Here is a 24,422-nt window from a genome sequence, read left to right as displayed (position 1 = left end):
CGTTCCCGGTGACCGCTTGGAGCGGTATGCGTGTCTCAGGCACGGGACGCCTGCCTGCGTGACCCCTTCTACAATGCAAGGATGACCCACAATGAGCGGGACAGCGACGATCCTTTACTTTGCCGCTTTGCGGGAGCGGATCGGTCGCGGCAGCGAAACTGTGCCGCTGACAGCTGATGTCAGCACGGTCGGAGACCTGCTTGCTGAGCGTCGTCGTCAGGATGAGACGCTGGAAGACGTGTTTGCCCAGCCGGGCCGCGTGCGGGTCGCCGTCAACAGGGTGCTGGGCGATTTGTCGACACCCGTTCATGCAGGCGACGAGGTGGCTTTCTTCCCGCCCATGACAGGGGGATAAAGCCATGACAGGAGCCGCGCACACGGCAGGACGGATTCAGGTGCGGGTGCAGTCTGATCCGTTCGATGTCGGTCATGAAACCGCGCGATTGCTCGGTCTGGAAGACGGCACTGGCGGCATCTCTTCCTTCATGGGGATCGTGCGCGGAGGCAATGGTCTCGTCGCACTCGAACTCGAACATTATCCGGGCATGTGCGAGGACGCGCTTACGGTTCTTGCCGAAGAAGCGTTCAGCCGTTTCGCCCTCATCGGCTGCACGGTCATCCATCGGGTGGGACGATTGCTGGTGGGCGAGCCGATTGTCCTCGTGCTGGCGGCCGCGGCTCACCGCGCGGCGGCTCTGGACGCCACGCATTTCCTGATTGATCGTCTCAAGACAGGCGCCCCGTTCTGGAAGGCGGAGGAATTCACCGATGGTCAGCGCCTGTGGGTTGAAAGCCGCAGCGAGGATGAGGCAGCGGCAGCGGGCTGGTAAGCCGCGTACGCAGCGCATCCTCTTGCCATGAGCAGAGTTATCCTTTGATTACCCGGTAAATGGCTCTCGTAAGCGTCTGAAGCTCCTCCGGTTGAATGGTAAAGGCCGGTGTCAGATAAACGATATTGCGGAATGGCCTGATCCAAACATTTTCCGCAATGAAGCGTGTCCGCAGAGCCGCCGGGTCGGCGATCCTGTCCATTTCCACCACGCCGATCGCGCCCATGACGCGCACATCCTTCACGCCGGGCAAGGCGCGGCAGGGCTCCAGTTGCTCGTGCAGGGCGCTTTCAATGGCGGCGACCTGCTCCAGCCGCGGCTCTTGCTCGAACAGGTCCAGCGAGGCGTTGGCGCAGGCACAGGCCAGAGGGTTCGCCATGAAGGTCGGTCCGTGCATCAGCGCATGTTCCGGATTGTCCGACAGGAACGCCTCATAGACGTGACGCCGCGCCACGGTGGCGGCCAGCGCCAGGGTGCCGCCGGTCAGGGCCTTTGACAGCGTGATGATGTCCGGCACGATCCCGGCCTGTTCGCAGGCGAACATCGTTCCCGTCCGCCCAAAGCCGGTGAAGATCTCGTCCAGAATCAGCAGCACTCCACGCCGGTCGGCGGCGTCGCGCAGGCGACGCAGAACTTCCGGCCTGTGGAACAGCATGCCCCCCGCGCCCTGAACAAGCGGTTCGACGACGATGGCGGTGATTTCATGGGCATGGGCGTCGAGGAACGTCTCGAACGCGGCAATTGTCGCAGTGTCCTGCGGCAGATCGATCACATATTGCGTCGGCATCACGCCCGCAAAGAGGTGATGCATGCCCTCTTCCGGGTCGCAGATCGCCATCGTGGCCAGCGTGTCGCCATGATAGCCGCCCCGGAACGCCAGCAGTTTTGTCCGTTCCGACTCTCCGCGGTTGAGGCGATACTGGATCGCCATCTTCATCGCCACCTCGACGGCGACGGAGCCGGAATCCGTGTAAAACACGTGGTCCAGATCGCCCGGAAGCATGGCCGCAAGGCGGCTGGACAGGCGCAGGGCCGGTTCATGCACCATGCCGCCGAACATGACGTGGGGCATGTGCGCCAGCTGATCTTCCGCGCAGGACCGGATGTGGGGATGATTGTAGCCGTGACAGGCCGTCCACCATGCCGCCACCCCATCCACAAGGGATCGGCCATCCTGCAGCGTGATGCGGCTGCCTGCCGTCGAACGGGCCAGAAGCGGCTTCGGCGCTGTCTTCATCTGGGAATAGGGAAGCCAGATATGGGACAGGCCGGTTTGATACCAGTCTGGATTAAGCGGGTCGGATTCGGGCACGCGATGATCCTTGAAACGGGCGGATGTCTTTCCCGGAAGTATCGCCTGATCGGGCGGGGACCGGAAGCGGCATGTGAATGATTGACCCCATGCCCGCCGTCCGGCACCACACTCGTCCCATGACGCGCTTCGACACTCTTTTCCGGCAGGCCCTCGCCACTCTTCAGACAGAGGATCGCAGGCGTGTACTGCGCCCTCTTATTTCCGTGGGTCCAGCGCGTTTCCAGCGCCCTGACGGTTCCGTCGTCATCGATTTTTCCTCAAACGATTATCTCGGCCTGTCCGGGCATCCGCTGTTGCGGAGCCGCGCCGCCGAATGGGCCGAACGCTTCGGCGCGGGCAGCGGGGCCTCTCGCCTCGTCACCGGCACACGTCCGTTGCATGAACAGGTCGAGGCGAAGGTGGCGCGACTGAAAGGGACGGAAGCGGCCCTGCTCTTCGCTTCCGGCTGGCAGGCCAATGCCTCGCTGGTTCCGGCGCTGGCGCGGCTGTCGGTGGAGCAGTCCGGCGCCCCGCCGCTCGTGTTCACGGACCGGCTGAACCATGCCAGCCTGCATCAGGGTTGTCTGGCGGCTGGCGTGCGGCAGATCCGTTTCCGTCATAACGATCTGACGCATCTGGAAAGTCTGTTGCTGGCGCGGGCAAATGAGCCGGGCCTGAAGCTGATCCTGACCGAAAGTGTGTTCAGCATGGATGGCGACCGTGCGGACGTGCCCGGCCTTGCGGCTCTGGCCGACCGGTTCGGAGCGTTTCTCTGTCTCGACGAGGCACACGCCACCGGTGTGCTCGGTCCCCACGGCGCGGGACTGGCCAGCGAAGCCGAGGGGCATGTACCTCTCATCATGGGTACGTTCAGTAAGGCGCTCGGCGGCATGGGAGCCTATATCGCGGGTTCGCGCGCCCTGTGCGACTGGCTGATCAACACGGCCTCCGGCTTCATTTATTCCACGGCTCTTCCGCCTGCCGTTCTGGGGGCAGCAGATGCTGCGCTGGACCTGCTGCCGACGCTGGATGATGAGCGTGTCCGGGTCGCACAGCATGGCGAGGCTCTCCGCGCCCGTCTGAAAGCCGCTGGCCTCGACCCCGGTGCTTCAGCCACTCAGATCGTGCCGGTCATGATGGGAGAAGCGGCTGTGGCGCTGGAGGCCGCCGCCCGGATGGAAGCGGAAGGGATGCTCGCCGTCGCCATTCGCCCCCCCACCGTTCCGAAAGGGGAAAGCCGGCTGCGCGTGACTCTGTCCGCCGCGCATACGGCCGCGGAGGTGGAGCATCTGGCCGAGGCGATCCTGCGCGTGACCGGAGCGGAGTGATGCGGATCGTTCTTGTGCATGGATGGGCTTTCTCGCCTGCGATGTGGGATGCCGTCCGGGACGAACTGCCTCATGAGACACTGGCACTCGATCTTGGTTTTTTCGGGCCTCCGGCAATCACGCTCCCGGAGGACGAGCCGTTGCTGGCTGTCGGTCATTCGCTGGGCCTGCTGTGGCTGCTCATGCAGAAACCTCTCCCCATGGGAAGCCGGATTCTGGGTATCAACGGTTTCACACGCTTCAGTCGGGCCACTGATTTCCCCGCAGGCGTTGCGCCGCGTGTCCTTGACCGGATGCTCGCCGGACTGGAGCGTAATGCGGAAGATGTTCTCCGGCAGTTCAGGGCGAATTGCGGTGTGCCCGTTGAAGATCCGTTACCGGAAGACGATCTCTCTGTGGAACGGCTGGCTCAGGGATTGCAGCTCCTGCGGGATGGCGATGGTCGCGTCGAAAAGGGCCGTATCCACGCGTTTCTGGCGAGCCGCGATGACGCCATCGTCACACCTGACATGACGGCGGCTTCCATGCCATCCGGTCGGATACGCTGGTCGGAGAAGGGCGGTCATCTGTTGCCGTTAAGCAATCCCGCGCTGTGTGCGCGTTTTATCAGTGAGATGGCGGATGTCTGATCCAGGTTTCCGCAGCAGGCACGAACAGACTGCCCGTGAGAGGGCGGTTATCGCGGCCCGTTTCAATGCGGCGCAGGATTACGACAGCGCCGCGACTGTTCAGAGGCTTGTGGGCCGAAGGCTGATCGAACGCATCTCGGCCGCTCTGGAAGGGCACGTTCCGGCCCGCATTCTGGAGTTCGGCTGTGGAACCGGGGCTTTCACGGAACTGCTGCATGCCCGCTGGCCGGAGGCCGAAATCATTGCCACGGATCTCGCGCCGGACATGCTGGGACGGGCACATGCCCGTTGTGGTGATAGCGTGCGGTTCGTCCGGATGGACGCCGCCGCGCCGCAGGACTGTCCAGAACTGAATGGGAAGGCGTTTGATCTCATCTGCGGCAATCTCGCTCTCCAGTGGATCGATCCGCCTGATCGCGCACTCTCTGCTCTTGCAGCCTTGCTGGCTCGCGGCGGCCTGCTGGCGGCATCGACACTGGCCGAGGACAGTTTCCGCGAGTGGCGGGAGGCGCATGAGGCGCACGGTGTCACCGCCAATATCCGCACTTATCCCAATCGGTCTGCTCTTCTGAAAGGGTGGCCGCGGGGAGACCGTGTTCAGCTTTTCCATGAACCCTCGGCGCACTGGGCATTCGAGACCATGCTGGAGCAGACCGAGGGCGGTCTGACTTTTCTGCGCGGGCTGCGCCGGATCGGGGCGACCACGCCAGCAGAGGGTGGGCGTCCGCTGAGCGTTCCAATGTTACGGCGTGTCATCGGTCATTTCGATGAGGGCGGGGGGGCATTGACATGGGATATCGCCTTCGGCCTGTTCCGTGCTCCCCCACGGGCGGGCGTTTTCGTGACCGGAACGGATACCAGTGTCGGCAAGACTTTCACTTCCGCCTGCCTGACACGCGCATGGGAAGCGTTGTACTGGAAGCCGCTTCAGACCGGGCTGGCGGAAGAAGAGGGTGACACGCCAGCAGTCACTCATCTTGCAGGCGCTGCCCCCGATCAAATCCTGCCGCCTGCCGACACGTTTCTGGCCCCCCTGTCGCCACAGGCCGCCGCCGCCGCTGAGGGGCGGGAGGTTGATGTGTCCCGACTGCTCCTGCCGATGGAACAGCCGGATCGGCCGCTCGTTGTCGAAGGGGCTGGTGGACTGGATGTGCCGGTGACCGCCGATCTGCTGATGATTGATCTGATCGCACGGTTCGGGTTGCCCGTGGTGCTGGTTGCCCGCAGCGGGCTGGGGACCGTCAATCACACACTGCTCAGTCTCGCCGCACTGCGTGAGCGGGGCATCGGCGTGGCCGGTGTGATTCTGAACGGGCCGCCAAACCCCGGCAATCGGGCTGCGATCGAAGAGCATGGGCAGGTCAGGATTATGGCGGAAATCCCGTTCTTCGAAACAGTCAGTGCGGACAGCGTGGCCACCGCTAGCCGTCTGATCCCCTCATGGGATCGCGGCGCTGCCGACTGATGAGCTGTTTTAACGGCGGCGACGGTCCGCTGGATTTTTCGCCGTCTTATTCTCTGTAACGTCCGGAACTGGCAGCACCGCAAGCTTGAGGCCCAGCGCGGTTTCGATTTTCCGCATCGTCTTGCGTTCATCGGCAGCGCACAGCGTCGCAGCCCAGCCCATGCGCCCGGCCCGGCCCGTGCGCCCGATCCGGTGGAGATAGGTGTCCGGCTGCTCGGGCGGGGAGATGTTGATCACTTGCCCAACCTGTTCGATGTCGAGGCCACGGGCAGCGATATCGGTCGCCACGAGGGCGGTCGCGGTTCCCTTCGTGAAGGCTTCGATCGAGGCGTTTCTGGCGGGCTGGGTCAGGCCACCATGCAGCCCCACCACCTTAAGGCCGCGCTTGCGGAGATGGCGCGTCAGGAGGTCCACTTCATCGCGGGTGGTTGCGAAGACAATGGTGCTGCGGTCGTTATGACGGCGGAGAAGCGCCTCGGCGGCGGCGGGCTTGTCCTGCCGGTCGACGAACAGGATCGCCTGCCGGATGGAAGGCCGGATGTTGCGTTCCGGTTCGATCCGTACCGGTTTGTAGAGGAAGTCCTGGGCGGCCGTCATGGTTTCCGCTGACCCGGTGGCGGATACGAGGACGGTCTGGCGGTCTCTCGGCAGCAGGGCCAGAATATCCTGCATTTCCTCGCGGAACTCCCCCGCCATGAGGCGGTCGCCTTCATCAAGGACTACGAAGCGGCACAACGTCGGCTCCAGCCATTCAGAGCGGAACAGATCCAGAAGGCGCCCCGGCGTGGCCACGATCACTCGGACATCGGGGGGCGGGATGTCGTCTTCCGCGCTGTCATCCTTTGCTCCGCCGTAGACGGCGAAAGGATAGAAAGATGGTGAGGGGGCGAGTGTCTGACCCATTGCAGTGACCTGCCGCGCCAGTTCCCGCGTCGGCACGATGATGAGTCCGACCAGCTTTTTTCTTTTCTGAAGGTGGGCGAGCAGCGGCAGCAGGTAGCAGGCGGTTTTCCCTGTGCCGGTGGGAGCCAGAATTTCAGCGTCACTCCCGGCCAGCAGCGGAGGAATGGCCGCGTTCTGGATGGGGGTCGGATCTTTCATGCCTGCGTTTTTGACGACGGTAAGCAGGGCAGGCGAAAGCCCTAGCATCTTGAAGGTACTGTTTTTCGTGTCTTCCTGTTCGGAAGAAAGAGGCGGCGTGGAAGAAGGCATGACACAGTTCCGCAACGGAGTTCGGTCGACATAGACCCGTTAGGGAGCTGCTGCCGGACGGAGGCCCGCCGAACCTGTGGTCGGGCATGTTCCGAGACATATGCCAAAACATGGGCACGGATGCCACGGTAGTGTGGCATCCGTTTTCTCGATATTGCGGAATAGTGAAATATTTCAGGTGTTCACCCGTACGGGTCTGTTCAGGATCTGGCCTGACAGTCTGATCTATCGGATGAGTTTGGCTGTCCAGACTTCAGGCGGCATCGGCAAATTCAAGGATGTCCGTGTTGGAGGAATACATGCGTGACGGGCGTCGGATCTGGATGGCTTTCCAGCTGATCGGGTGACCAGCAGCCAGCGGTTCAAAGCCAGCTTCTTCACGCATGGTGCTGCAGGTGCGGAAATGCACGTCTCTTTGCATTTTCTGTGATCGTCTGTGAATGAAACTTCTGCTTACACCCAATAGTTTTGCAGCGCTTCTTAGTGTCATCTTCTTTTTATTAAGGAGAAACGAAAGTTTTTCATCTTGCTCTGAAGACCATGTCAGTGCGCGAGGCATTAAATACTCTCTTTCTTTTGATGCCGGGTGAACGTCTCCATTATTGCGATACCAACTGAAAAACGAAGGCGAGATTTGACGTTGTATTAACGATAAGGTGTGTGTTGCGATAATAAGTGCTCTATTTTTATATTTTGTATTTATATTTAAAATCGTTTGTTTCAGATTTTATTGTTCTATTAGAGATTTGTTGTGTCGAATAATATGTTTTTATTTATGATAAAATAAATCAAAAATGATACACAGCCATCAAAAACGGGAGCATCGTCTACTGGGATGACTAGTTCTGAAAAGCGCGATGCTACTGTAATGGACTGAAATATAAGACTTATTCGGTCCGATTACCTAATGGGCTCACTGCGGTGTAACGATTGCAATAAAAATCAATAAAAATAAGAGGCTTCGGGGTTTCCGTTGGAATACGTTGTGAACCGTTACAGGGCGAGGGACCGGCATGTTTTTTCTTCCCGACCCTTGCATTATCGCATTTCAAAAAATGAGACCGGCCAGACAGGCCACTGCGACTCCGATTCCAATGTCTCTGTTGGCACGAAACTGGGCGAGACAAAGACGGGGGTCCTGAGGGTTCACCATGGCGGCCTGCCGCAGCAGCCAGACAATGCAGGCAGCAGCCACGACATAGAAACCAATGCCCGTGTGAGCAAAAACGCCAGCCGTGAGGAGGAGTGCAGCCGCCATTGCGTAACAGGCTCCGATGAAGGCGCGGGCTTGCCCCTGCCAGAGACGGGATGTGGATTTCACGCCGATCCGGGCGTCGTCATCCATGTCCTGAAAGCCGTAAATGGTGTCGAAGCCGAGTTGCCAGACAATGGTCGCGGCATAGAGAAAGATCTGCGTGCCGTCGCAGCGGTCGGTCACAGCCGCATATCCCATGGGCGCGCCAAACCCGAAGGTGAAACCCATCACCAGTTGCGGCCACCACGTGAATCGTTTGGCGAGCGGATAAAGCGCCACCAGAATGAGTGAGGACGCGCCAAGCAGGCGGGTGAGCGGATTGAGCTGAAGAAGAATGACCAGCCCGATCATCAACAGAAGAAACAGGAATGCTACAGCATGTCGCATGCGCAGCGTGCCGGCCGCGAGCGGGCGATCCGCCGTCCGGGCGACCTGGCGGTCGATGTCGCGATCCCACATATCGTTCACGACGCAGCCCGCCGAACGCATCACCAGACTGCCGATGGCGAACAGCACCAGCAGACGGACACGCTCCATCGGTGGGATATGGCCATCGGCACCGGGCAGCAAGATGCCCCATGCGCCGGGCAGGAACAGCAGCCATGTGCCGATCGGCCGGTCGAGGCGCGCCAGCAATGCATAAGGACGCAGGGAAGAAGGAAGGCGGGAAATCCAGCCGGTGCTGCGAATGTCCGTATGCGGAGTGACGGTGCCTGACACTGCAATCTCTCTTGCTAGACTTGACCAGCGGGCTGATCCCGCCGAAACCGCGCCGATTGATGCGGTGCGGACCGGTTCGGGTCAATGCCCGGCGCTCGCCCGTTCCGGATCATTCCGCTGTTCTGAAAGCCCCGGCCATGCCAGCCCCTCACACCCTGCCGCGCCTTTATCTCCAGCCCGATCAGCCGCTGGCAGGCAGCATGACCCTGCCGATGGCCCCCGATCAGGCTCGCTATCTGGGGACGGTGCTGCGGCGCGGCGAAGGAGACGAGGTGCGTCTGTTCAACGGGCGCGACGGAGAGTGGCTGGCCCGCATAGCTTCCATAAAAAAGGACAAGGGGAGTTTCAGCTGCCTCGAACAGTTGCGGACACCCGCTCCGGAGCCGGGCTGCGTGCTGGCATTCGCTCTCCTCAAGCGCGATGCGACCGATCTAGTCGTCAGGATGGGAACGGAGCTTGGCGTTACCCGCTTTGTGCCATTGCTCACCGAACGGACCGTGGGGCAGCGCGTCAACGAGGCAAGGCTCGAATCGATTGCCACTGAGGCGGCGGAACAGTGCGAGCGTCTGATCGTTCCCGAAATCGCGACGCCCATTCGGTTTGCTGACTTTCTCGGTGCATGGCCTGCGGAAAAACGTCTTTTTGTTGCTGTGGAGCGACTCGCGGAGCGCGCCGAAAGCCACGGGGCGAGCGAGTCCTTCCCGCTTTCGCCCTTTGCCGGAGCACAGGCCGGAGACGGCCTTATGATCGGACCTGAAGGTGGTTTCAGCGACGGAGAGCTTGACGTCACCCGTGCTCGTCCGTTTGTTACCTCCATAACTCTGGGAAACAGGGTTCTGCGCGCCGAGACAGCCGTCGCCGCCGGGCTTACCCTGTTCGATTCCCAGCTTCGAAACGTTTGAGGCAGACAGATATGGTGCGCGGGCTGCTTCGTCTGCCCGCGTCCCGTCGCTGCGCGGCCTCCCTGAGTGGAAACCTGAAGCCCGATGTCCAATCCAGCCGAGCAGGACGCCCGCCCCATTACGTCCACCAGCGAGCTTGTGGAGGTGCTGGCGTCTGGCTGCAAACCGCGTGATAGCTGGCGCATAGGCACCGAGCACGAAAAGTTCGGCTTTGTCCGCCCGGAAGCCGCGAATGCTGATCGTCCCGCCTTCTCATCGCCTGACTATGAGCATGAGGGCATCGCTGCGCTGTTGAAAGGCATGGAAGAGCAGGGAAGCTGGCAGCCGATCATGGATGGTCCGGCGGTCATCGGCCTGAAGGGAACGGATCTCGACAAGGGCGCAGCGATCTCTCTCGAACCCGCTGGCCAGTTCGAGCTTTCCGGCACGCCGCTGGCCAGCCTGCACGAGACGAAGGATGAGCTGGACCGCCATTTCGTGGCGACCCGAAAAGCCGCCCGCCCGCTCGGGCTGGGGTTCTCGCCCCTCGGTTTCCACCCGTTCGCCACCCGGGCTTCCCAGCCATGGATGCCGAAGAGCCGCTACGCCATCATGCGGGCCTACATGCCGAAAGTCGGCACGCTGGGTCTCGACATGATGCAGCGGACCTGCACCGTGCAGGTCAATCTCGACTTCGCCTCGGAAGTCGACATGGTCCGCAAGATGCGCGTCTCCCTCGCGCTTCAGCCGGTGGCCACGGCGCTGTTCGCCAATTCGCCCTTCTATGAAGGCAAGCCCAACGGCTGGCTCTCCAACCGTGCCCGCATCTGGACCGACACCGACAATGCCCGTTCCGGCATGCCGCCCGTCTGTTTCGATGAGGATTTCGGGTTCGAAAAATACGTCGAATGGGCGCTCGATGTGCCGATGTATTTCGTCGTCCGTGACGGCAGGCTGATCGACGTGGCTGGCCGCTCCTTCCGGGGGTGGCTCGCGGGCGACCGGCAGGACGGGCTGGAGGGACTGACCCCCACCATCGGCGATTTCGAAGACCATCTCACCACGCTGTTTCCCGATGTGCGTCTCAAGACGTTCCTTGAAATGCGTGGTGCGGATGCCGGTTCGGCGGACATGATGCTGGCCCAGTCGGCTCTCTGGGTGGGGCTGCTGTACGATGATGCCGCCCTTGCCGCTGCGGACAGTCTCATCCGCGACTATAGCTGGGACGAATATCGCACGCTGCGTGGCGACGTTCCGGCCCGCGCCCTGAACACGCCGTTCGGAGCCGGCACGGTGCGCGATGTCGCGGCCCGCATGGTGGAGATCGCTACGCAGGGGTTGCGGGCTCGTGGCTTTCGCAATGATGCCGGTGTGGATGAATCCGCCCTGCTTGCGCCGTTGCAGGCTCTGGCGGGTGGCGCGCCGACGCAGGCTGAACGCTGGCTGGAACGTTATAACGGCCCCTGGGCTGGGGATGTGACCCGCATCATGCTGGAGGCCGAGGTCTGATTCCCCCGAAAAGCAGCCGGGAGGTGTGCCTGCATCGCCTGAAGGGCACCCGTTAAGGGCGCATTGATGGAACGGCCCGAAACAGACAGCGAGCAGAAGACGAGGGAGGCAGGCGCGTGCGTGTCTCTCCGTCTGCTGGAGACGTCCGACCTGCATATGTTCCTGCGCGGGTGGGATTATTATCGTGCGCAGGAAGATCCATCCCTTGGCCTGAGCCGGGTTGCATCGCTGATTCGTCGTGCCCGTGCGGAAGTTCCCAACTGCCTGCTGTTCGATAACGGCGACGCCTGTCAGGGGTCGCCCATGGGCGATTTCATGGCAGCCCGGCAGGAGGCCGTCACATCCGATGGCGCGGCACACCCCATGATCCGCGCCATGAATTTGCTCCGCTATGACGCGACCACTCTTGGAAACCATGAATTCAATTACGGGCTGTCTTTTCTCGGCGACATCCTGAAAGACGCCGATTTTCCCGTGTTGTGCAGCAACCTGAAGCTGAAGGACGGTTCTTCACTGCTGCCCGAGTCAGTTGTGATGGAGCGGGAGATGCTTGATGACCGGGGACATCCGCATACGCTGCGGATCGGCGTCGTCGGCTTCCTGCCACCGCAGGTCATGGTGTGGGATGCGGTGCATGTTGCCGACCGGCTGGTCGTCACCGACATGGTGGATGCCGCCCGCGAAATTCTGCCCACTCTTCGCAAGCGCTGCGATGTGCTGATCGCCCTGTGTCACTGCGGCATCTCGGCGGTGCCACGTCAGGGGGGCGATGAGAATGCCGCCCTCTATCTCGCGGAACTCCCGGAAATCGACGCACTGCTGCTTGGGCACACCCATCATGTCTTTCCCGGACCGGGGCATGCGGACCTGCCCGGCGTCGATTGCAAGGCGGGTACGCTGCACGGCAAGCCCGCTGTCATGCCCGGCTTCTGGGGCAGTCATCTTGGCGTCATCGACCTGACGCTCCGTCAGGGGGCCGAGGGATGGTCATGTGAGCGTTTTCACACGGAGGTCCGACCTGTCTGCCGACGCGAGGGGGGAAAGGTTGAACCGCTTGTGTCCGATGACGAGGCCGTGGCGGCAGCCGTTCAGCCCGAGCATGAAGCGACGATCGCGTGGATGAACGAGCCTGTCGGCGAAACGACAGCCTCGCTCAGCAACTGGTTCACCTTCCTCGGCCCGGACCCCTGCCTGTCTCTCGTCAATGCGGCGCAACTGGCCTACGCCCACAAGCTGCTGGCCCACACCGAATGGGCACACCTGCCGCTTCTGTCCGCCGCATCGCCGTTTCACGTGGGTTGCGCGGCGTCGGATATGTTCGTCAACATTCCGGCAGGGCCGCTGACCATGCGGGATCTGGCGAGCATCTATCCCTTCGCCAATATTCTCAGCATCGTGCGCTGTAGCGGAGCGGAACTGCGTGAATGGCTGGAACGCGCCGTCACGATTTTCAATCGCATCGTGCCGGAGTGTGCCGAGCCACAAAAGCTGCTTGATCCGGCCTCTCCCGTCTACACATTCGACGTCGTGATGGGGGATACCGTTTCCGGATTGCTGACCTATGACGTCGATATCACCCGGCCACGGCGATATGCGGACTGCGGCACTCTCATCGACTCGTCCGCTCATCGGATCAGCAATCTTCATCTGGATGGCCAGCCTGTCGATGACGAACAGGTTTTTGCCGTGGTGACCAACAATTACCGCGCTTCAGGTGGCGGCCATTTTCCGGGAACCGGGGCAGGGCATGTCCTGCTGACCGCCCCGAAACGCAATCGCGATATCCTCGTCGACTACGTGCGGGGGCAGGGCGGCATCACGCCCGATGCTGCGCCCGGCTGGAGGTTCGCTCCTTGCATGGGAACGGCAACGGTCTGCATCGACCTGCCTGAGACCGCCGTGGAAATGGCGGCTCACCGGCCGGAACTGACACGGCTCGGCCCTGCTGATGGGGGTGGTTTCCGTTATGCCGTGGGTCTGGGGCAGACCTCTCATTGAGAGCTTGCCCGGGCCACTGAACGGCCCCGGCAGCAGGACTCCCTTCTTCCCGCTGGCTGAACCGGCTTGACGTGCGCCGCGCCTCCGCCCATTCCTGCGCCATCATGCGTGTCGCAGCCATTCTCCTCGCGGCCGGGTCCGGCAGCCGTTATGCCGCCGCCACCGGCTCCACCACCGCCAAGCAGTTCATCACGCTGGCCGGTCGTCCCGTCATTCGCCACGCCGCTGAGGCGCTGGCGCCTCATGTCGCGCTCATTCAGCCGGTTGGTGACACTGCGTCGCTGACCGAAGCGCTGGAGGGGCTCCCGACCCTGCAGCCTGTGGCCGGAGGCAAGGAACGTCAGGACAGCGTTCTCGCCGGGCTGGAGGCGCTTGCCGCCCTGCCTGAAGCGGATCGTCCCGATGTCGTGCTGGTGCATGATGGTGCCCGGCCCTATGTGTCTGCCGCCCTGATTGAAGGCGTTCTCACGGCGCTAAAGGATCATCCGGGTGCGATTCCCGCAGTGCCTGTCGCCGATACGCTCAAGAGGGGCGAGGGCGGTGTCATCACGGAGACTGTACCACGCAAGGACCTGTTCCGTGCCCAGACTCCGCAGGGTTTCCGGTTCAGCATTCTGCTCGATCTTCACCGGGCCGCGCGGACATCCGGCGATTCCACGGCCACCGATGACGCCCTCCTGCTCGAATCCGCCGGTTTCAGTGTCGCCCTGACAACTGGTTCCGAAGATAACATCAAGCTGACCTACGAGGAGGATCTGGTGCGCCTCGAACGCCTGATTGGCCCCACCCTGCTTCCCCGCACCGGCTTCGGCTACGATGTCCATGCCTTCGCGGAAGGCCGTCCCCTCATCATGTGCGGCATCACGGTTCCGCACGAGCGGGGCCTCGCCGGTCACTCCGATGCCGATGTCGGCATCCATGCGTTGTGCGACGCCATCTATGGGGCTCTCGCAGAGGGTGACATCGGCCGGCACTTCCCGCCCAGCCAGAACGAATGGAAGGACGCGGACAGCGCCCGCTTCCTCATTCATGCGGGCGAACTGATCCGGAAAAAGGGCGGGATGCTGGTCAACGCCGATCTCACCCTGATCTGTGAGCGCCCGAAGATCGGTCCGCATGCACAGGCCATGCGCGAGCGTCTCGCTTCCCTGCTTCAGGTCGATGTCAACCGCATCTCGGTCAAGGCCACGACCTCCGAACGCCTCGGTTTCACGGGTCGTGAGGAAGGCATCGCGTGCACGGCGACGGCCACCGTTCTGGTCCCCTAAGAGACGATGGACCTGAAGAAGCCGTGAGGCGTTTCGCTCTCAGGCCCGCCGTGTTGTGGTGCGTGGTGGCCTGTGTCTTCTGCGCGCTATGCGAGCACGTGAACTGGTACTGGCCGCACACGTCCGATCAGGTCGGTTATTTTCTCGCGGGCAACGCCTTCATCCACGGCAACTGGCGCCTGCATGGATGGGCTCTGACCGCGCCCAACGTCTGGACCTCCGAAATTCCACTTGCTGGCATATTGTCTGCGGCCTGGAGTGCATTCGGACACTCCCCCATCAGCCCCCGCCTGCTGATGCTTCAGCCCGCCATCATCTGGACGACTCTGGTGGCGTCCCTGCTGGCACTCGTAAGAATGAGGTTCATCTCAGCGGGGCAGCGCTGGGGCGCCACGCTGCTCATTCTTGTCCTGTTCGCCATTCCTCTTCTCCCCACCCCGACAGCCTCTTTCGTCACGCTGTCCGCCATTCATCTCGCCACCGTCATCTATGGCGTATGGGCACTGCATCATGCCGCCCGGTATCTGCAGACGGGGCGGCGAGGATATCTTGCGGCAGGCGGCCTTCTGCTGGGGCTCGGTATCCTGGGAGATCCTCTCCTGCAGGTGACGGGCACCCTGCCGATCCTACTTTTCTGCGGTTACCGGCTGGGACAAGGGCAGGGCGAATGGCAACGCGCCTCGATTCTGGCCACCGTTACGCTGTGCGTCGCGGCTCTGGCTCCGGTGCTGCTGTCGCTCAATCAGGCGACGGGTGGGTTTCTTGTCGAACCGATCAGTATGCAGTTCGTGGCATGGCAGGATCTTGGCGGGACGATTTCGACCGTCCTGCATGACATTCTCCTCACCTGCGGAGGGGACCCGTTCGGGCACTCCATGAGAGACGGGCTCCTCTCTTGCCTGCGTCTTGGCCTCTTCGGGCTCTGCCTGAGGGGATTGTGCAAAGGACCACAGGGAGGAAAACCCAGCACTGTGGCGCATGGAAAGGACCCGTTCGTCGAATTGCTGCTGCTTGCTGCATTCTGTGACGTTGCAAGTCTACTTCTGAGCGACCGTGTCTCCAGCGAAGGGTTTTCCATCGCCACGGTGCGTTATCTCTTTCCGGGCTGGGCTGCCTTGAGCATGGTGCTGGCCCTGACATGTGCCGGACGCAAATTGGTTCTTGCGTTGGCAGCCGTGACGCTGGTGCTGACGGTGAGAGCTGATGCCCAGATGATTGCCCGGCCTGTACCGGGGTTTCTGCATGCAGATGACGGACCGCTTCTTGAGGATCTCCTGAGGGAAGAGCCATCGCTGGGGATCGGATCGTGGTGGGCTTCCCTCATTTATGAAATGGGATCAGGCGGCAGGATTACGGTGCTCCCTGCCATTACGGATGGCAGCGGCCACATAGGCCCGTTCCAGCATATTCATGAGCACATGACGTTCGACATCCTGAAGGGGCGACCCTTCTTCGTTCTGGTTCCAACGCCCACCGAGACCTATGACGAGGCTGCCGTCCTGCGCACTTTCGGGCCACCCTCCGTGCGTCGACAGGTGGGACGGTTCGTGGTCCTTCGCTACAGCGGGTTGTGAGGGGCTGCTTTCAGCTCTTTATGCGGCCCATTTCAGACAGGACATGCGTGGTTTCGACGGTTCGATACGAACGGTGAGGCCGTCCGGTTTTGCGGGACCGTGTCATAGCGACCTGAACAAAGATTGCACCGTCAGACAGAAAGCCCAGTCTCTGCCCGGCCCCGGAAGTGACCTCCGGCCTTTTTGCCCCCGTCTCTTGCGCAATAAGTCAACTTCCAAAGGTGTGCGACCCTTTGCGGGGATAAGGATGGAACCTTGGCTCTACTCTTCTCGTGTGTCAGCCCCAACGCAGGTGAAGCCCTCCCGATCAGAATGCCGAGCAGGCGCGGGTCAGACTCACTCCGACGGATTGCTGGTGAAACCGTGTCCGATACGCCCGGCGAATGGCCCCAATACGCACCGGAAGATCCGGTGTGTCGGCGGTAACGATCCATACCAGACGGGAGGGTTCACTCTCAGTCGGAGAAGCCTCATCCGGTCGCCATTTCCCTTCTCCTGACAACACCGTCAGGCCCATCGGGAAGCGCGAACTGACGTCCCGTTGCAGGAAATCCTGCCAGTCCTGCTCCCTGATCGCCTGATGTTCCGGCGTGGTCAGACCAAACATCAGCGTGATCTGCACGGAGGCCTTTGCAGCGAGCGCTGCGCATGATGCAGGCAGGGCAGGAGACGGCGGGACGGTCTGACATCCGGATAAAACCAGTTCCAGCAGACCCGCCACAGCAAAGGCCGCTCCTCGTTTCACGCTGAAGTGACTGCACTGTCACCCTGAAGTCCCTGTCGCAGAGCCTCACCAGCCTCGGACCGTTCATCAATCAAACCCTCCCGCAGGAAGAGATCGATCAACACCAGATTGACGTTGAACTTGAATTCATCCGTGTCCCGAACCAGCCGAAAAATCTCGGCGATGGGGAGAAGCAGGAATTCCTCCACTTCGCCGTCGGCCGGAACAGGCTGGAAACTGTCCGGCAGCAGCAGGTCGTAACAAATCAGCCGATCCCGGCGCAGCCCTTCAGCGCGTTCCAGCGCATAGTGAAGCACCCCGACCTTTTTCGCGCCCCGACGCACCACGTCCGCCGGAAGGCTCGCTTCTTCTTCCGCTTCCTTGAGAATGGCGACATCGGGCGTAAGACCGGCGGGAACACCCCCCGCCACGAGATGATCCAGCTTGCCGGGGTCGAGCCGTTTGTCGCGCGCCCGTCGACCGATCCAGAGATGCAGTCCGTCTTCCCTGCGCACAAGCCCGTTGAGATGGACGCCAACACCAATGAAGCCGAACAGCGGCAGGGCGCCCCGATCGATGCGTCCCAGCGGTGGCTCACCGTCTGCGCCCCATACGTCGAAAAGCTCGTTGTGCGTGCGATAAAGCCCCTGCCTCGCCAGTTCCTCGCCGATGGCTTCCAGTCGCTCGGGCGCGTTCAGTGAGAAACCATCGGCATCCGCGAGGCCCATCGCCTCAAGAGAGGGAGCGATTCGCGGATCGACATAGCCGACCACCTCACCCTCGATGCGGAATACGCGTCGGTCTCCGGGCAGGATCGCCGTGTTGCAGGCTTCGATATGGCGCATGAAGCCGTTCATGGCGGACTCTCCCGGAGCAGTCCGCGGAAACGGTTGTGGGGAACTTGGGTGCATGGCGCTCATCCGAAAGGTGCCGAAAGGCTGGAGCCGGGAAAATGGTCCGGTCCTTTCCCTCCTACGGGGCGCGGCGAGGGCTGACAATGTCCTGCGCCAAACCGCATTCATGCGCTCGCAGGGTTGCAAAACGGCGATAACGTGCCACATCCGATACGATGAGTCCGCCTTCCCAAACCAATTCGCGCCCGGCCAAACCCGCCGGAGTGACCCTCTCCCGTCTGCTGCCCTATCTCTGGCCCCGCAACGATCCGAAACTGCGTCTGCGTGTCACGGGTGTGGCATTGCTGCTCGTGGCCGCAAAGCTGGCCACGGTAGCGGTGCCGTGGGTCTACAGCCGCGTCATTGACGATCTTTCGCATCCGCTTGGCATCGCGGCCATGCCGGTCATGCTCATCATCGGCTATGGCCTTGTGCGGCTTGTCGCTGCCGCGTTCAACGAACTGCGTGATGCTGTGTTCGCCCCCGTGCGCTACCGCGTCGCCCGTGACGCGGCCCTGACCAGCTTCGAGCATATGCACGACCTCTCGCTGCGCTTTCACCTCGACCGGCGCTCCGGTGGCGTCACGCGTGCGATCGAGCGCGGCACCGAGGGCGTGGAAACCCTGCTGCGCATGGGGCTGGTCATCCTGCCGACACTGCTGGAAGCCGTTCTCGTCATCGGCCTGATCTGGCGAGTGTTCGACTGGCGTTATGCCGCCCTGATCTTCGGCGCGGTCGTCGGATATGTCCTGTTCACGTTCGCGTTCACCTCATGGCGAATCGGTATTCGCCGCACGATGAACGACATCAACAGCGAAGCTTCGGGCAAGGCACTCGACAGCCTGCTGAACTACGAGACGGTCAAGTATTTCGGCAATGAGGCCCACGAGGCAACGCGCTATGGCGATGCCCAGACACGCTACGCCCGCGCTGCCATCCACACGCAATATTCCCTGAGTGCGCTGAATTTCGGGCAGGCCGCCATCATCGGTCTGGCTCTCACGCTGGTCATGCTGCTCGCGGGACACGACGTGGCGGCGGGGCATCTGACCGTCGGGCAGTTCGTGCTGATCAACACCTACCTGCTCCAGCTTTACGCGCCGCTGAACTTCCTCGGCTCGATCTATTCGTCGATCCGCAATTCGCTGGTCGATCTGGAGCATATGCTCGGGCTGCTGGATGAAAACGTGGAGGTCGCCGACCCCGCGAATCCACTGCCCATCGCCGCACACCTGAAAGACGCTCCTCCGGTGAGTGTGGAGTTTCGCGACGTTCATTTCGGCTACCGCAAGGACCGAGAGATTTTGCACGGTGTCAGTTTCTCGGTGTCGCCGGGGGGAATGGTCGCCATTGTCGGACCGACCGGGGCAGGGAAATCCACCATCAGCCGCCTGCTGTTTCGTTTTTACGATACGTCTTCCGGTCAGGTGATGATCGACGGGCATGATGTCCGGGATTACCGTCAGTCTGACCTGCGCGCCGCCATAGGCGTGGTGCCGCAGGACACGGTGCTGTTCAACGACACGATCGGCTACAACATCGCCTACGGGCGTCTGGGGGCGTCTCCGGCGGACATCGAGCAGGCCGCAAGGCTCGCCCGCATCCATGACTTCATCCTGTCGCTGCCGGAGGGTTACAACACCCGCGTCGGCGAACGGGGGCTGAAGCTTTCAGGTGGCGAGAAACAGCGTGTGGCCATCGCCCGGACGATCCTGAAAGATCCGCGCCTGCTGATTCTCGATGAGGCGACCAGCGCCCTCGATACGCATACGGAGCGCGAAATCCAGTCCGCCCTGCGGGCCGTGTCGGCTGAACGTACCACAGTCGTGATCGCCCACCGTCTTTCAACCATTGTCGAGGCAGACGAAATACTGGTGCTGGGCAATGGTCTGGTTCAGGAGCGCGGATGCCACGCTGATCTGATCGCCCGTAACGGCCTGTATGCCGCGATGTGGGCAGCGCAGGATTCCGCGCCGTCCGAACCGGTTCTGGAGGCCGAGTCCGTTTCCAGGGCGCATGGCTCTTTGCAGGATGTCTGAGATATCCGGCGCCGTATGACAGAGGTAATCCGCTCGCGGCGCTGCCCGGGCGAATAAAGGAGAACGAAAATGAGCGACAACACACAGTCCCCCGCGGATGGTCCCCAGATGGAGCAGGTTTCCGAGGAGCTGACGAAGTGCGCCATGGTCATCGAACACGCCATCGACCATTTGCTTGATGAAAATCATGCGCCTCTGGCCGTGGCCTCAGCCCTGCTTGGCGGCTCGCTGGGGCTGCTGTCACGGACGATGGACCGTGAGACGATCCTGCGTATTCTCGAGAGCGCCGTGCAGAGCGTCCGGTCGGGGGAGCTGGATGATGCTGAAAAGTCCCGCCGGTCTGGGAGCGCCTGAGACCTTCCGAACGGTATGAAATGCGGCGGCGTCTTTCCTGAATCCATGCAAAATATGCAGGGAACACCGCTTTTCGCCACTGTTTGCTTGACGGGCGGGCGTGCCTCCGTCATAAGCCGCGCCTGATTGCACAAGGATGAGAGCCGGGCTTTTGCCTCGGCCCGTGTTCCTGTTTTTTGACCGAGGATAAACCGATGTCCCGCCGTTGCGAGATCACTGGCAAGGGTGTGCTGACGGGCAACAATGTCAGCCACGCCAATAATAAGTCCCGCCGCCGTTTCCTGCCGAACCTGCAGGAAGCGTCGGTTCTTTCCGACATTCTCGGTGCGCCGATTTCCATGCGTGTCACGACGCGTGGCCTGCGCACGATCGAGCACAATGGCGGTCTCGATGCCTATCTGCTCGGCACGCCGAATCGCAGCCTGACACCAGAGTCTCTGGTGCTCAAGCGTCGTATTCTGCGCGCACAGGGCAAGAAACAGGCTGCTGCTGCCTGATTCGCTGCTGGTCATGCCAGAATGACCAGCGCCTGATCGCCCCCGCGCATGCGGGGACAGCGTGATTGCACAACCCGCCGGAACGCAGGCCGCGTTCGACAGGGTCAGAAGGCGCGGGCAGGATTCTTCTGCCGCGCCTCGTGTGTTTTGCGCTCCTGTCTGAAATCCTGGCCCAGCCGTTTCCCGGAGAAGCCCCGTGTCAGCCCAGTCCGAACTCTCGAAAATCCGTAATATCGGGATTACCGCGCACATTGACGCGGGCAAGACCACGACGACCGAGCGCATCCTGTATTACACAGGCGTGTCCCATAAGATCGGCGAGGTCCACGAGGGCAACACCACGACCGATTACATGGCGCAGGAGCGTGAGCGCGGCATCACGATTACCTCCGCTGCTGTGACCTGCGTGTGGGATGACCACCGCATCAACATCATCGACACTCCGGGCCACATCGACTTCAACATCGAAGTGAACCGCTCGCTCCGTGTGCTCGATGGCGCCATCTTCATCATCGAAGGTGTGGCCGGCGTGCAGCCGCAGTCCGAGACCAACTGGCGTCTCGCTGACCGCTACAACGTTCCGCGCGTCATCTTCATCAACAAGCTCGATCGTACCGGCGCCGACTTCTACTATGCCTTCAGCACCCTGAAGGAGAAGCTCGATATCATCGCGATTCCCCTGCAGTTGCCGATCGGCACAGAGGAAAACTTCATCGGTGTTGTCGACCTGGTCGAGATGAAGGCGATTGTGTGGGAAGGCGGCGAGCTTGGCGCAAAATTCCACGATGAAGAAATTCCGGCTGATCTGAAGGAAAAGGCGGCTGAAGCGCGCCAGAACCTCCTCGACACGGCTCTGGCTGTCGATAACGATGCCATGGAAGAGTATTTCGAGAAGGGTGACGTTTCTGTCGAGACCCTGAAGCGTTGCATCAAGAAGGGCACGATCTCCGGTGAGTTCCGTCCGGTCCTCTGTGGTACGGCCTTCAAGAACAAGGGCGTTCAGCCGCTTCTCGATGCCGTGATCGACTACCTGCCTGCTCCTAACGACGTTGAGGGCATCCGTTGCGCTCCGCCGGAAGGTGAGGAAGAGTCTGACGACAAGAAGCTGCCGATCATCCCGGTTGATCCGGATGGCAAGTTCGCTGGTCTTGCGTTCAAGATCATCAACGACAAATACGGCACACTGACCTTCGTCCGCGTTTATCGTGGCGTGCTGAAGACGGGTGACACCATCCTCAACACGACTAAGGGCCACAAGGAACGTATCGGTCGTATCTACCAGATGCATGCCGACAAGCGCGAAGAACTGTCCGAAGTTCACGCTGGTGACATTGCCGCGTTCGTGGGTCTGAAAGACACGCAGACGGGTGATACGCTGGCTGATGGCGCAGATCCGGTCATTCTGGAGCGTATGAGCTTCCCGGTCCCGGTTATCGACATCTCTGTCGAGCCGAAGACGAAGGACGCCGTCGAGAAGATGACGCTGGCTCTGCAGAAGCTGGCCGGTGAAGATCCTTCCCTGCGTCTGAAGACCGATCAGGAAACGGGTCAGACCATTCTGTCCGGTATGGGCGAGTTGCATCTCGACATCATCATCGACCGTCTGCGTCGTGAGTATAGTGTGGAAGCGAATGTTGGCGCTCCCCAGGTGGCTTATCGTGAGACGATCACGAAGACGCACATTGAGACCTACACACATAAGAAGCAGTCTGGTGGTTCGGGTCAGTTCGCTGAAGTGAAGATCCAGTTTGCGCCGCAGGAACGTAACGAAGGCATCGTGTTCGAGAACAAGGTTGTCGGTGGTACGGTTCCACGGGAATATATCCCGGCCGTCGAAAAGGGCATTCGCGTTCAGTCTTCCAGTGGTGTGCTTGCGGGCTTCCCGACGGTGGACTTCAAGTTCACGCTGCTCGATGGTAAGTACCATGACGTTGATTCGTCCGCTCTGGCGTTCGAAATCGCGGCAAAGGCCTGCTTCCGTGAAGGCATGAAAAGCGCCGGTCCGGTGATCCTTGAGCCGATCATGGACGTGGAAGTGACGACCCCGAACGATCACGTTGGTGACGTTGTGGGCGATCTTAATCGTCGTCGTGGCATGATCCAGAGTCAGGAAACGGCTGGTTCGACCGTGATGGTTCGCGCTCAGGTGCCGCTGAAGGAAATGTTCGGCTATATCTCGCACCTGCGTTCGATGACGAAGGGACGCGCATCCTTCACGATGCAGTTCCACCATTACGATCCCGTGCCGCGCAACGTGGCCGAGGAGATCATGGCGAAATCCGCCTGATCTGCCCTTTGATCGTTTCAAAGAAAAACCGGCCTTTATGGCCGGTTTTTTTATGGAAATTATGTTTCGCAAACAGGGGAGAGGCAGGGGTCTGGACGGAGCAACCTGCTCCTTCGTCTATTCTGACGGAAAACTACCTTGAACAGGTTTCGCCACTTCAGGCGGAAGAAGGAAAGTCCTGAAAAACCTATTTTGCGTGTGATGTAAGGCATATAAATTTATTTTTTGGCGTGGAATTCTGCTGTTTTGTCAGAGGGCTTGCTGGCGGATGAGGTGTGCCTCCTCGAAACACTTTGAATGGTTTTGAGGCGCGAAGCTTGTTGCGGAAATAGTGTTTTCTCGGTTGCTGTGCCCCGATGCCCCGATGCCCCGATGCCCCGATGCCCCGATGCCCCGATGCCCCGATGCCCCGATGCCCCGATGCCCCGATGCCCCGATGCCCCGATGCCCCGATGCCCCGATTGTTTTATGAAAACCCGTAGGGCCATAGAAACGAGCCATTATCCGGGTGCCTGTGACTAGAAGATTCGAAGTCGTCGGCTGACTGATAAGCATTCAAGCTTTTTTTGGAAATGCAAAGCTTCACTCAGGAATAGGCCGCTACCGGAGGAACCTGCGTCAATGGATGTTTGAGATCCACCATTCTGAAAACCGACATATTCTGAAGTGGAGAGACTTCAGAGACTGAGATCAGTTTCCAGAAGCTCTTTCTTATCGGACGCCCTTCGTGGGGTATGTCGATATTTACGAGCGTTTTTTGATGCCGCTCGCAAATATCATTTCAGGCCGTAAGCATCGAAGCGGGGTAAACGAGCATTGGCTCGCCAGCATAGAGCTTTTGAAACAGCCGCTAAACGATACAAGCTTCCATCATTTTTCCGAAATTCCCTTTTCTAGCCAGGCAGCTAGCCATCAGAATGGTGCGATGGCATCGAAAAGTTGCTGACCATATCGCGGGGTCTGCAGGATCGAGAGCTGTCCTCGTCCGCCGTAAGAGATGCGGGCCTCTGCCATGCGGTCATGGGTAACAGTATTGTCTGCGGTGATATCCTGTGGCCTTACAACACCAGTCACCTGAAGTTCACGCAATTCACTGTTCACGCGCACTTCCTGTCGGCCAACAACCACGAAATTGCCGTTAGGGAGAACCTGCGTGATCGTTCCGGCAACGCGGACGGTCACAGTTTCATTGCGGCTGATTCGGCCTGCCGCCGTGTTGCTGTTGTTGCTGGACGTTGAAAAGGCGCTGCTGCTGGTCAGGTGTGACAGTGCTTTGCCATGAAAGCCGAAAATGCTGGGCATCCCCATGGACTCGCTTCCGGTTCCACTCGCGCTGGTATTGTCAACCATGGTGGCATTGTCGGTGATATCCACGATGATCGTCACCAGATCACCCACCTGAGCCGCGCGCTGGTCTTTGAAGAAAGCACGGCTTCCCGGCCTCCAGAGGCTGGCCTCCTCTGCAGGAGGCGGCTGGAGTGGTGGCATCGGCATGGTCACGGGACGATAGGCAGTGTCACGGGTAGGGTCCTGTGTCCGGGTCATCGCAGGCGGATGACCAATTTCGCTGAGGCTCCCGATCCCGCCGTTACAGCCAGTCAGGGCAAGCAAAGCAATGAGAGGCAATGAATGTCTCATGAAAAAACATTGATCCAATCAACAAGT

General features: G+C 60.9%; 21 protein-coding genes. 14 read left to right on the top strand and 7 right to left on the bottom strand.

Translation table 11 applies throughout. From position 1 onward, the window contains the following. Positions 1-91: 91 nt before the first annotated feature. Positions 92-355 carry a MoaD/ThiS family protein gene (locus tag GOB81_RS01715; RefSeq protein ID WP_173568625.1) on the top strand — a complete coding sequence of 88 codons (264 nt, stop codon included), beginning with the start codon at positions 92-94 and terminating at the stop codon, positions 353-355. A gap of 4 nt (positions 356-359) precedes the next feature. Beyond that, entirely contained in the window at positions 360-830 is a 471-nt protein-coding gene (locus GOB81_RS01710; protein ID WP_173568624.1) for a molybdenum cofactor biosynthesis protein MoaE, read from the top strand. 37 nt (positions 831-867) lie between these two features. Here the strand turns inward: GOB81_RS01710 and GOB81_RS01705 are convergent, their stop codons facing one another. Beyond that, positions 868-2,142, bottom strand: coding sequence for an adenosylmethionine--8-amino-7-oxononanoate transaminase (locus tag GOB81_RS01705; RefSeq protein ID WP_173568623.1), 1,275 nt, complete (start codon positions 2,140-2,142; stop codon positions 868-870). Positions 2,143-2,261: 119 nt separating this feature from the next. On the opposite strand from GOB81_RS01705, the gene GOB81_RS01700 reads away from it, so the two are divergent. Genes GOB81_RS01700 through bioD form a run of 3 tightly spaced genes read left to right on the top strand, consistent with a single transcriptional unit; the run spans position 2,262 to position 5,546 of the window. Beyond that, complete coding sequence (locus GOB81_RS01700) at positions 2,262-3,452, top strand: aminotransferase class I/II-fold pyridoxal phosphate-dependent enzyme (protein WP_173568726.1); 1,191 nt, start codon at positions 2,262-2,264, stop codon at positions 3,450-3,452. Next, positions 3,452-4,081: an alpha/beta fold hydrolase gene (locus tag GOB81_RS01695; RefSeq protein ID WP_173568622.1), complete on the top strand. Its 630-nt coding sequence runs from the start codon at positions 3,452-3,454 to the stop codon at positions 4,079-4,081. The genes GOB81_RS01700 and GOB81_RS01695 overlap by 1 nt, the downstream gene beginning before the upstream one ends. Beyond that, positions 4,074-5,546, top strand: a complete 1,473-nt coding sequence (gene bioD, locus GOB81_RS01690; protein WP_173568621.1) for a dethiobiotin synthase — start codon at positions 4,074-4,076, stop codon at positions 5,544-5,546. The genes GOB81_RS01695 and bioD overlap by 8 nt, the downstream gene beginning before the upstream one ends. Before the next feature lie 9 nt (positions 5,547-5,555). Here the strand turns inward: bioD and GOB81_RS01685 are convergent, their stop codons facing one another. From GOB81_RS01685 to ubiA, 3 genes are all read right to left on the bottom strand, one after another. Next, positions 5,556-6,758 (bottom strand): DEAD/DEAH box helicase, encoded by a 1,203-nt coding sequence (locus tag GOB81_RS01685; protein ID WP_173568620.1) that lies wholly within the window; start codon positions 6,756-6,758, stop codon positions 5,556-5,558. Positions 6,759-7,011: 253 nt separating this feature from the next. Beyond that, positions 7,012-7,317 carry a hypothetical protein gene (locus tag GOB81_RS01680; protein WP_173568335.1) on the bottom strand — a complete coding sequence of 102 codons (306 nt, stop codon included), beginning with the start codon at positions 7,315-7,317 and terminating at the stop codon, positions 7,012-7,014. 489 nt (positions 7,318-7,806) lie between these two features. Continuing rightward, positions 7,807-8,733, bottom strand: a complete 927-nt coding sequence (gene ubiA / locus GOB81_RS01675; RefSeq protein ID WP_408736888.1) for a 4-hydroxybenzoate octaprenyltransferase — start codon at positions 8,731-8,733, stop codon at positions 7,807-7,809. A gap of 137 nt (positions 8,734-8,870) precedes the next feature. Between ubiA and GOB81_RS01670 the strand changes: the two genes are divergently transcribed. From GOB81_RS01670 to GOB81_RS01650, 5 genes are all read left to right on the top strand, one after another. Then, entirely contained in the window at positions 8,871-9,635 is a 765-nt protein-coding gene (locus GOB81_RS01670; RefSeq protein WP_173568619.1) for a 16S rRNA (uracil(1498)-N(3))-methyltransferase, read from the top strand. Between the two features lie 84 nt (positions 9,636-9,719). Further along, complete coding sequence (locus tag GOB81_RS01665; protein ID WP_173568618.1) at positions 9,720-11,123, top strand: glutamate--cysteine ligase; 1,404 nt, start codon at positions 9,720-9,722, stop codon at positions 11,121-11,123. A gap of 66 nt (positions 11,124-11,189) precedes the next feature. Then, entirely contained in the window at positions 11,190-13,121 is a 1,932-nt protein-coding gene (locus GOB81_RS01660) for a bifunctional 2',3'-cyclic-nucleotide 2'-phosphodiesterase/3'-nucleotidase (RefSeq protein WP_173568617.1), read from the top strand. Positions 13,122-13,225: 104 nt separating this feature from the next. Next, positions 13,226-14,389, top strand: a complete 1,164-nt coding sequence (gene ispF / locus GOB81_RS01655) for a 2-C-methyl-D-erythritol 2,4-cyclodiphosphate synthase (RefSeq protein WP_173568724.1) — start codon at positions 13,226-13,228, stop codon at positions 14,387-14,389. A 23-nt stretch (positions 14,390-14,412) separates the two neighbouring features. Next, entirely contained in the window at positions 14,413-15,963 is a 1,551-nt protein-coding gene (locus GOB81_RS01650; protein WP_173568616.1) for a hypothetical protein, read from the top strand. A gap of 307 nt (positions 15,964-16,270) precedes the next feature. Here the strand turns inward: GOB81_RS01650 and GOB81_RS01645 are convergent, their stop codons facing one another. Next, entirely contained in the window at positions 16,271-16,684 is a 414-nt protein-coding gene (locus GOB81_RS01645; RefSeq protein WP_338421286.1) for a DUF3574 domain-containing protein, read from the bottom strand. Between the two features lie 20 nt (positions 16,685-16,704). Further along, positions 16,705-17,544, bottom strand: coding sequence for an NUDIX hydrolase (locus GOB81_RS01640; RefSeq protein ID WP_242009969.1), 840 nt, complete (start codon positions 17,542-17,544; stop codon positions 16,705-16,707). A gap of 212 nt (positions 17,545-17,756) precedes the next feature. Here GOB81_RS01640 and GOB81_RS01635 point away from each other — a divergent pair, with 212 nt between their 5' ends. From GOB81_RS01635 to fusA, 4 genes are all read left to right on the top strand, one after another. Next, complete coding sequence (locus GOB81_RS01635; protein ID WP_194299737.1) at positions 17,757-19,619, top strand: ABCB family ABC transporter ATP-binding protein/permease; 1,863 nt, start codon at positions 17,757-17,759, stop codon at positions 19,617-19,619. A 69-nt stretch (positions 19,620-19,688) separates the two neighbouring features. Continuing rightward, positions 19,689-19,973, top strand: a complete 285-nt coding sequence (locus GOB81_RS01630; RefSeq protein WP_173568613.1) for a hypothetical protein — start codon at positions 19,689-19,691, stop codon at positions 19,971-19,973. 194 nt (positions 19,974-20,167) lie between these two features. Then, positions 20,168-20,470: a 50S ribosomal protein L28 gene (rpmB, locus tag GOB81_RS01625; RefSeq protein WP_173568612.1), complete on the top strand. Its 303-nt coding sequence runs from the start codon at positions 20,168-20,170 to the stop codon at positions 20,468-20,470. A gap of 196 nt (positions 20,471-20,666) precedes the next feature. Continuing rightward, positions 20,667-22,757 (top strand): elongation factor G, encoded by a 2,091-nt coding sequence (gene fusA / locus GOB81_RS01620; protein ID WP_173568611.1) that lies wholly within the window; start codon positions 20,667-20,669, stop codon positions 22,755-22,757. A gap of 912 nt (positions 22,758-23,669) precedes the next feature. Here the strand turns inward: fusA and flgH are convergent. Then, complete coding sequence (gene flgH, locus GOB81_RS01615) at positions 23,670-24,395, bottom strand: flagellar basal body L-ring protein FlgH (protein WP_173568610.1); 726 nt, start codon at positions 24,393-24,395, stop codon at positions 23,670-23,672. Between the last annotated feature and the right edge of the window lie 27 nt (positions 24,396-24,422).

Origin of the sequence: Acetobacter conturbans (assembly GCF_011516755.1) — a bacterium.
GTDB lineage: Bacteria > Pseudomonadota > Alphaproteobacteria > Acetobacterales > Acetobacteraceae > Acetobacter > Acetobacter conturbans.
The sequence above is the reverse complement of the archived record's forward strand: the minus strand, read 5'-3'. Positions and strand labels throughout refer to the sequence as shown.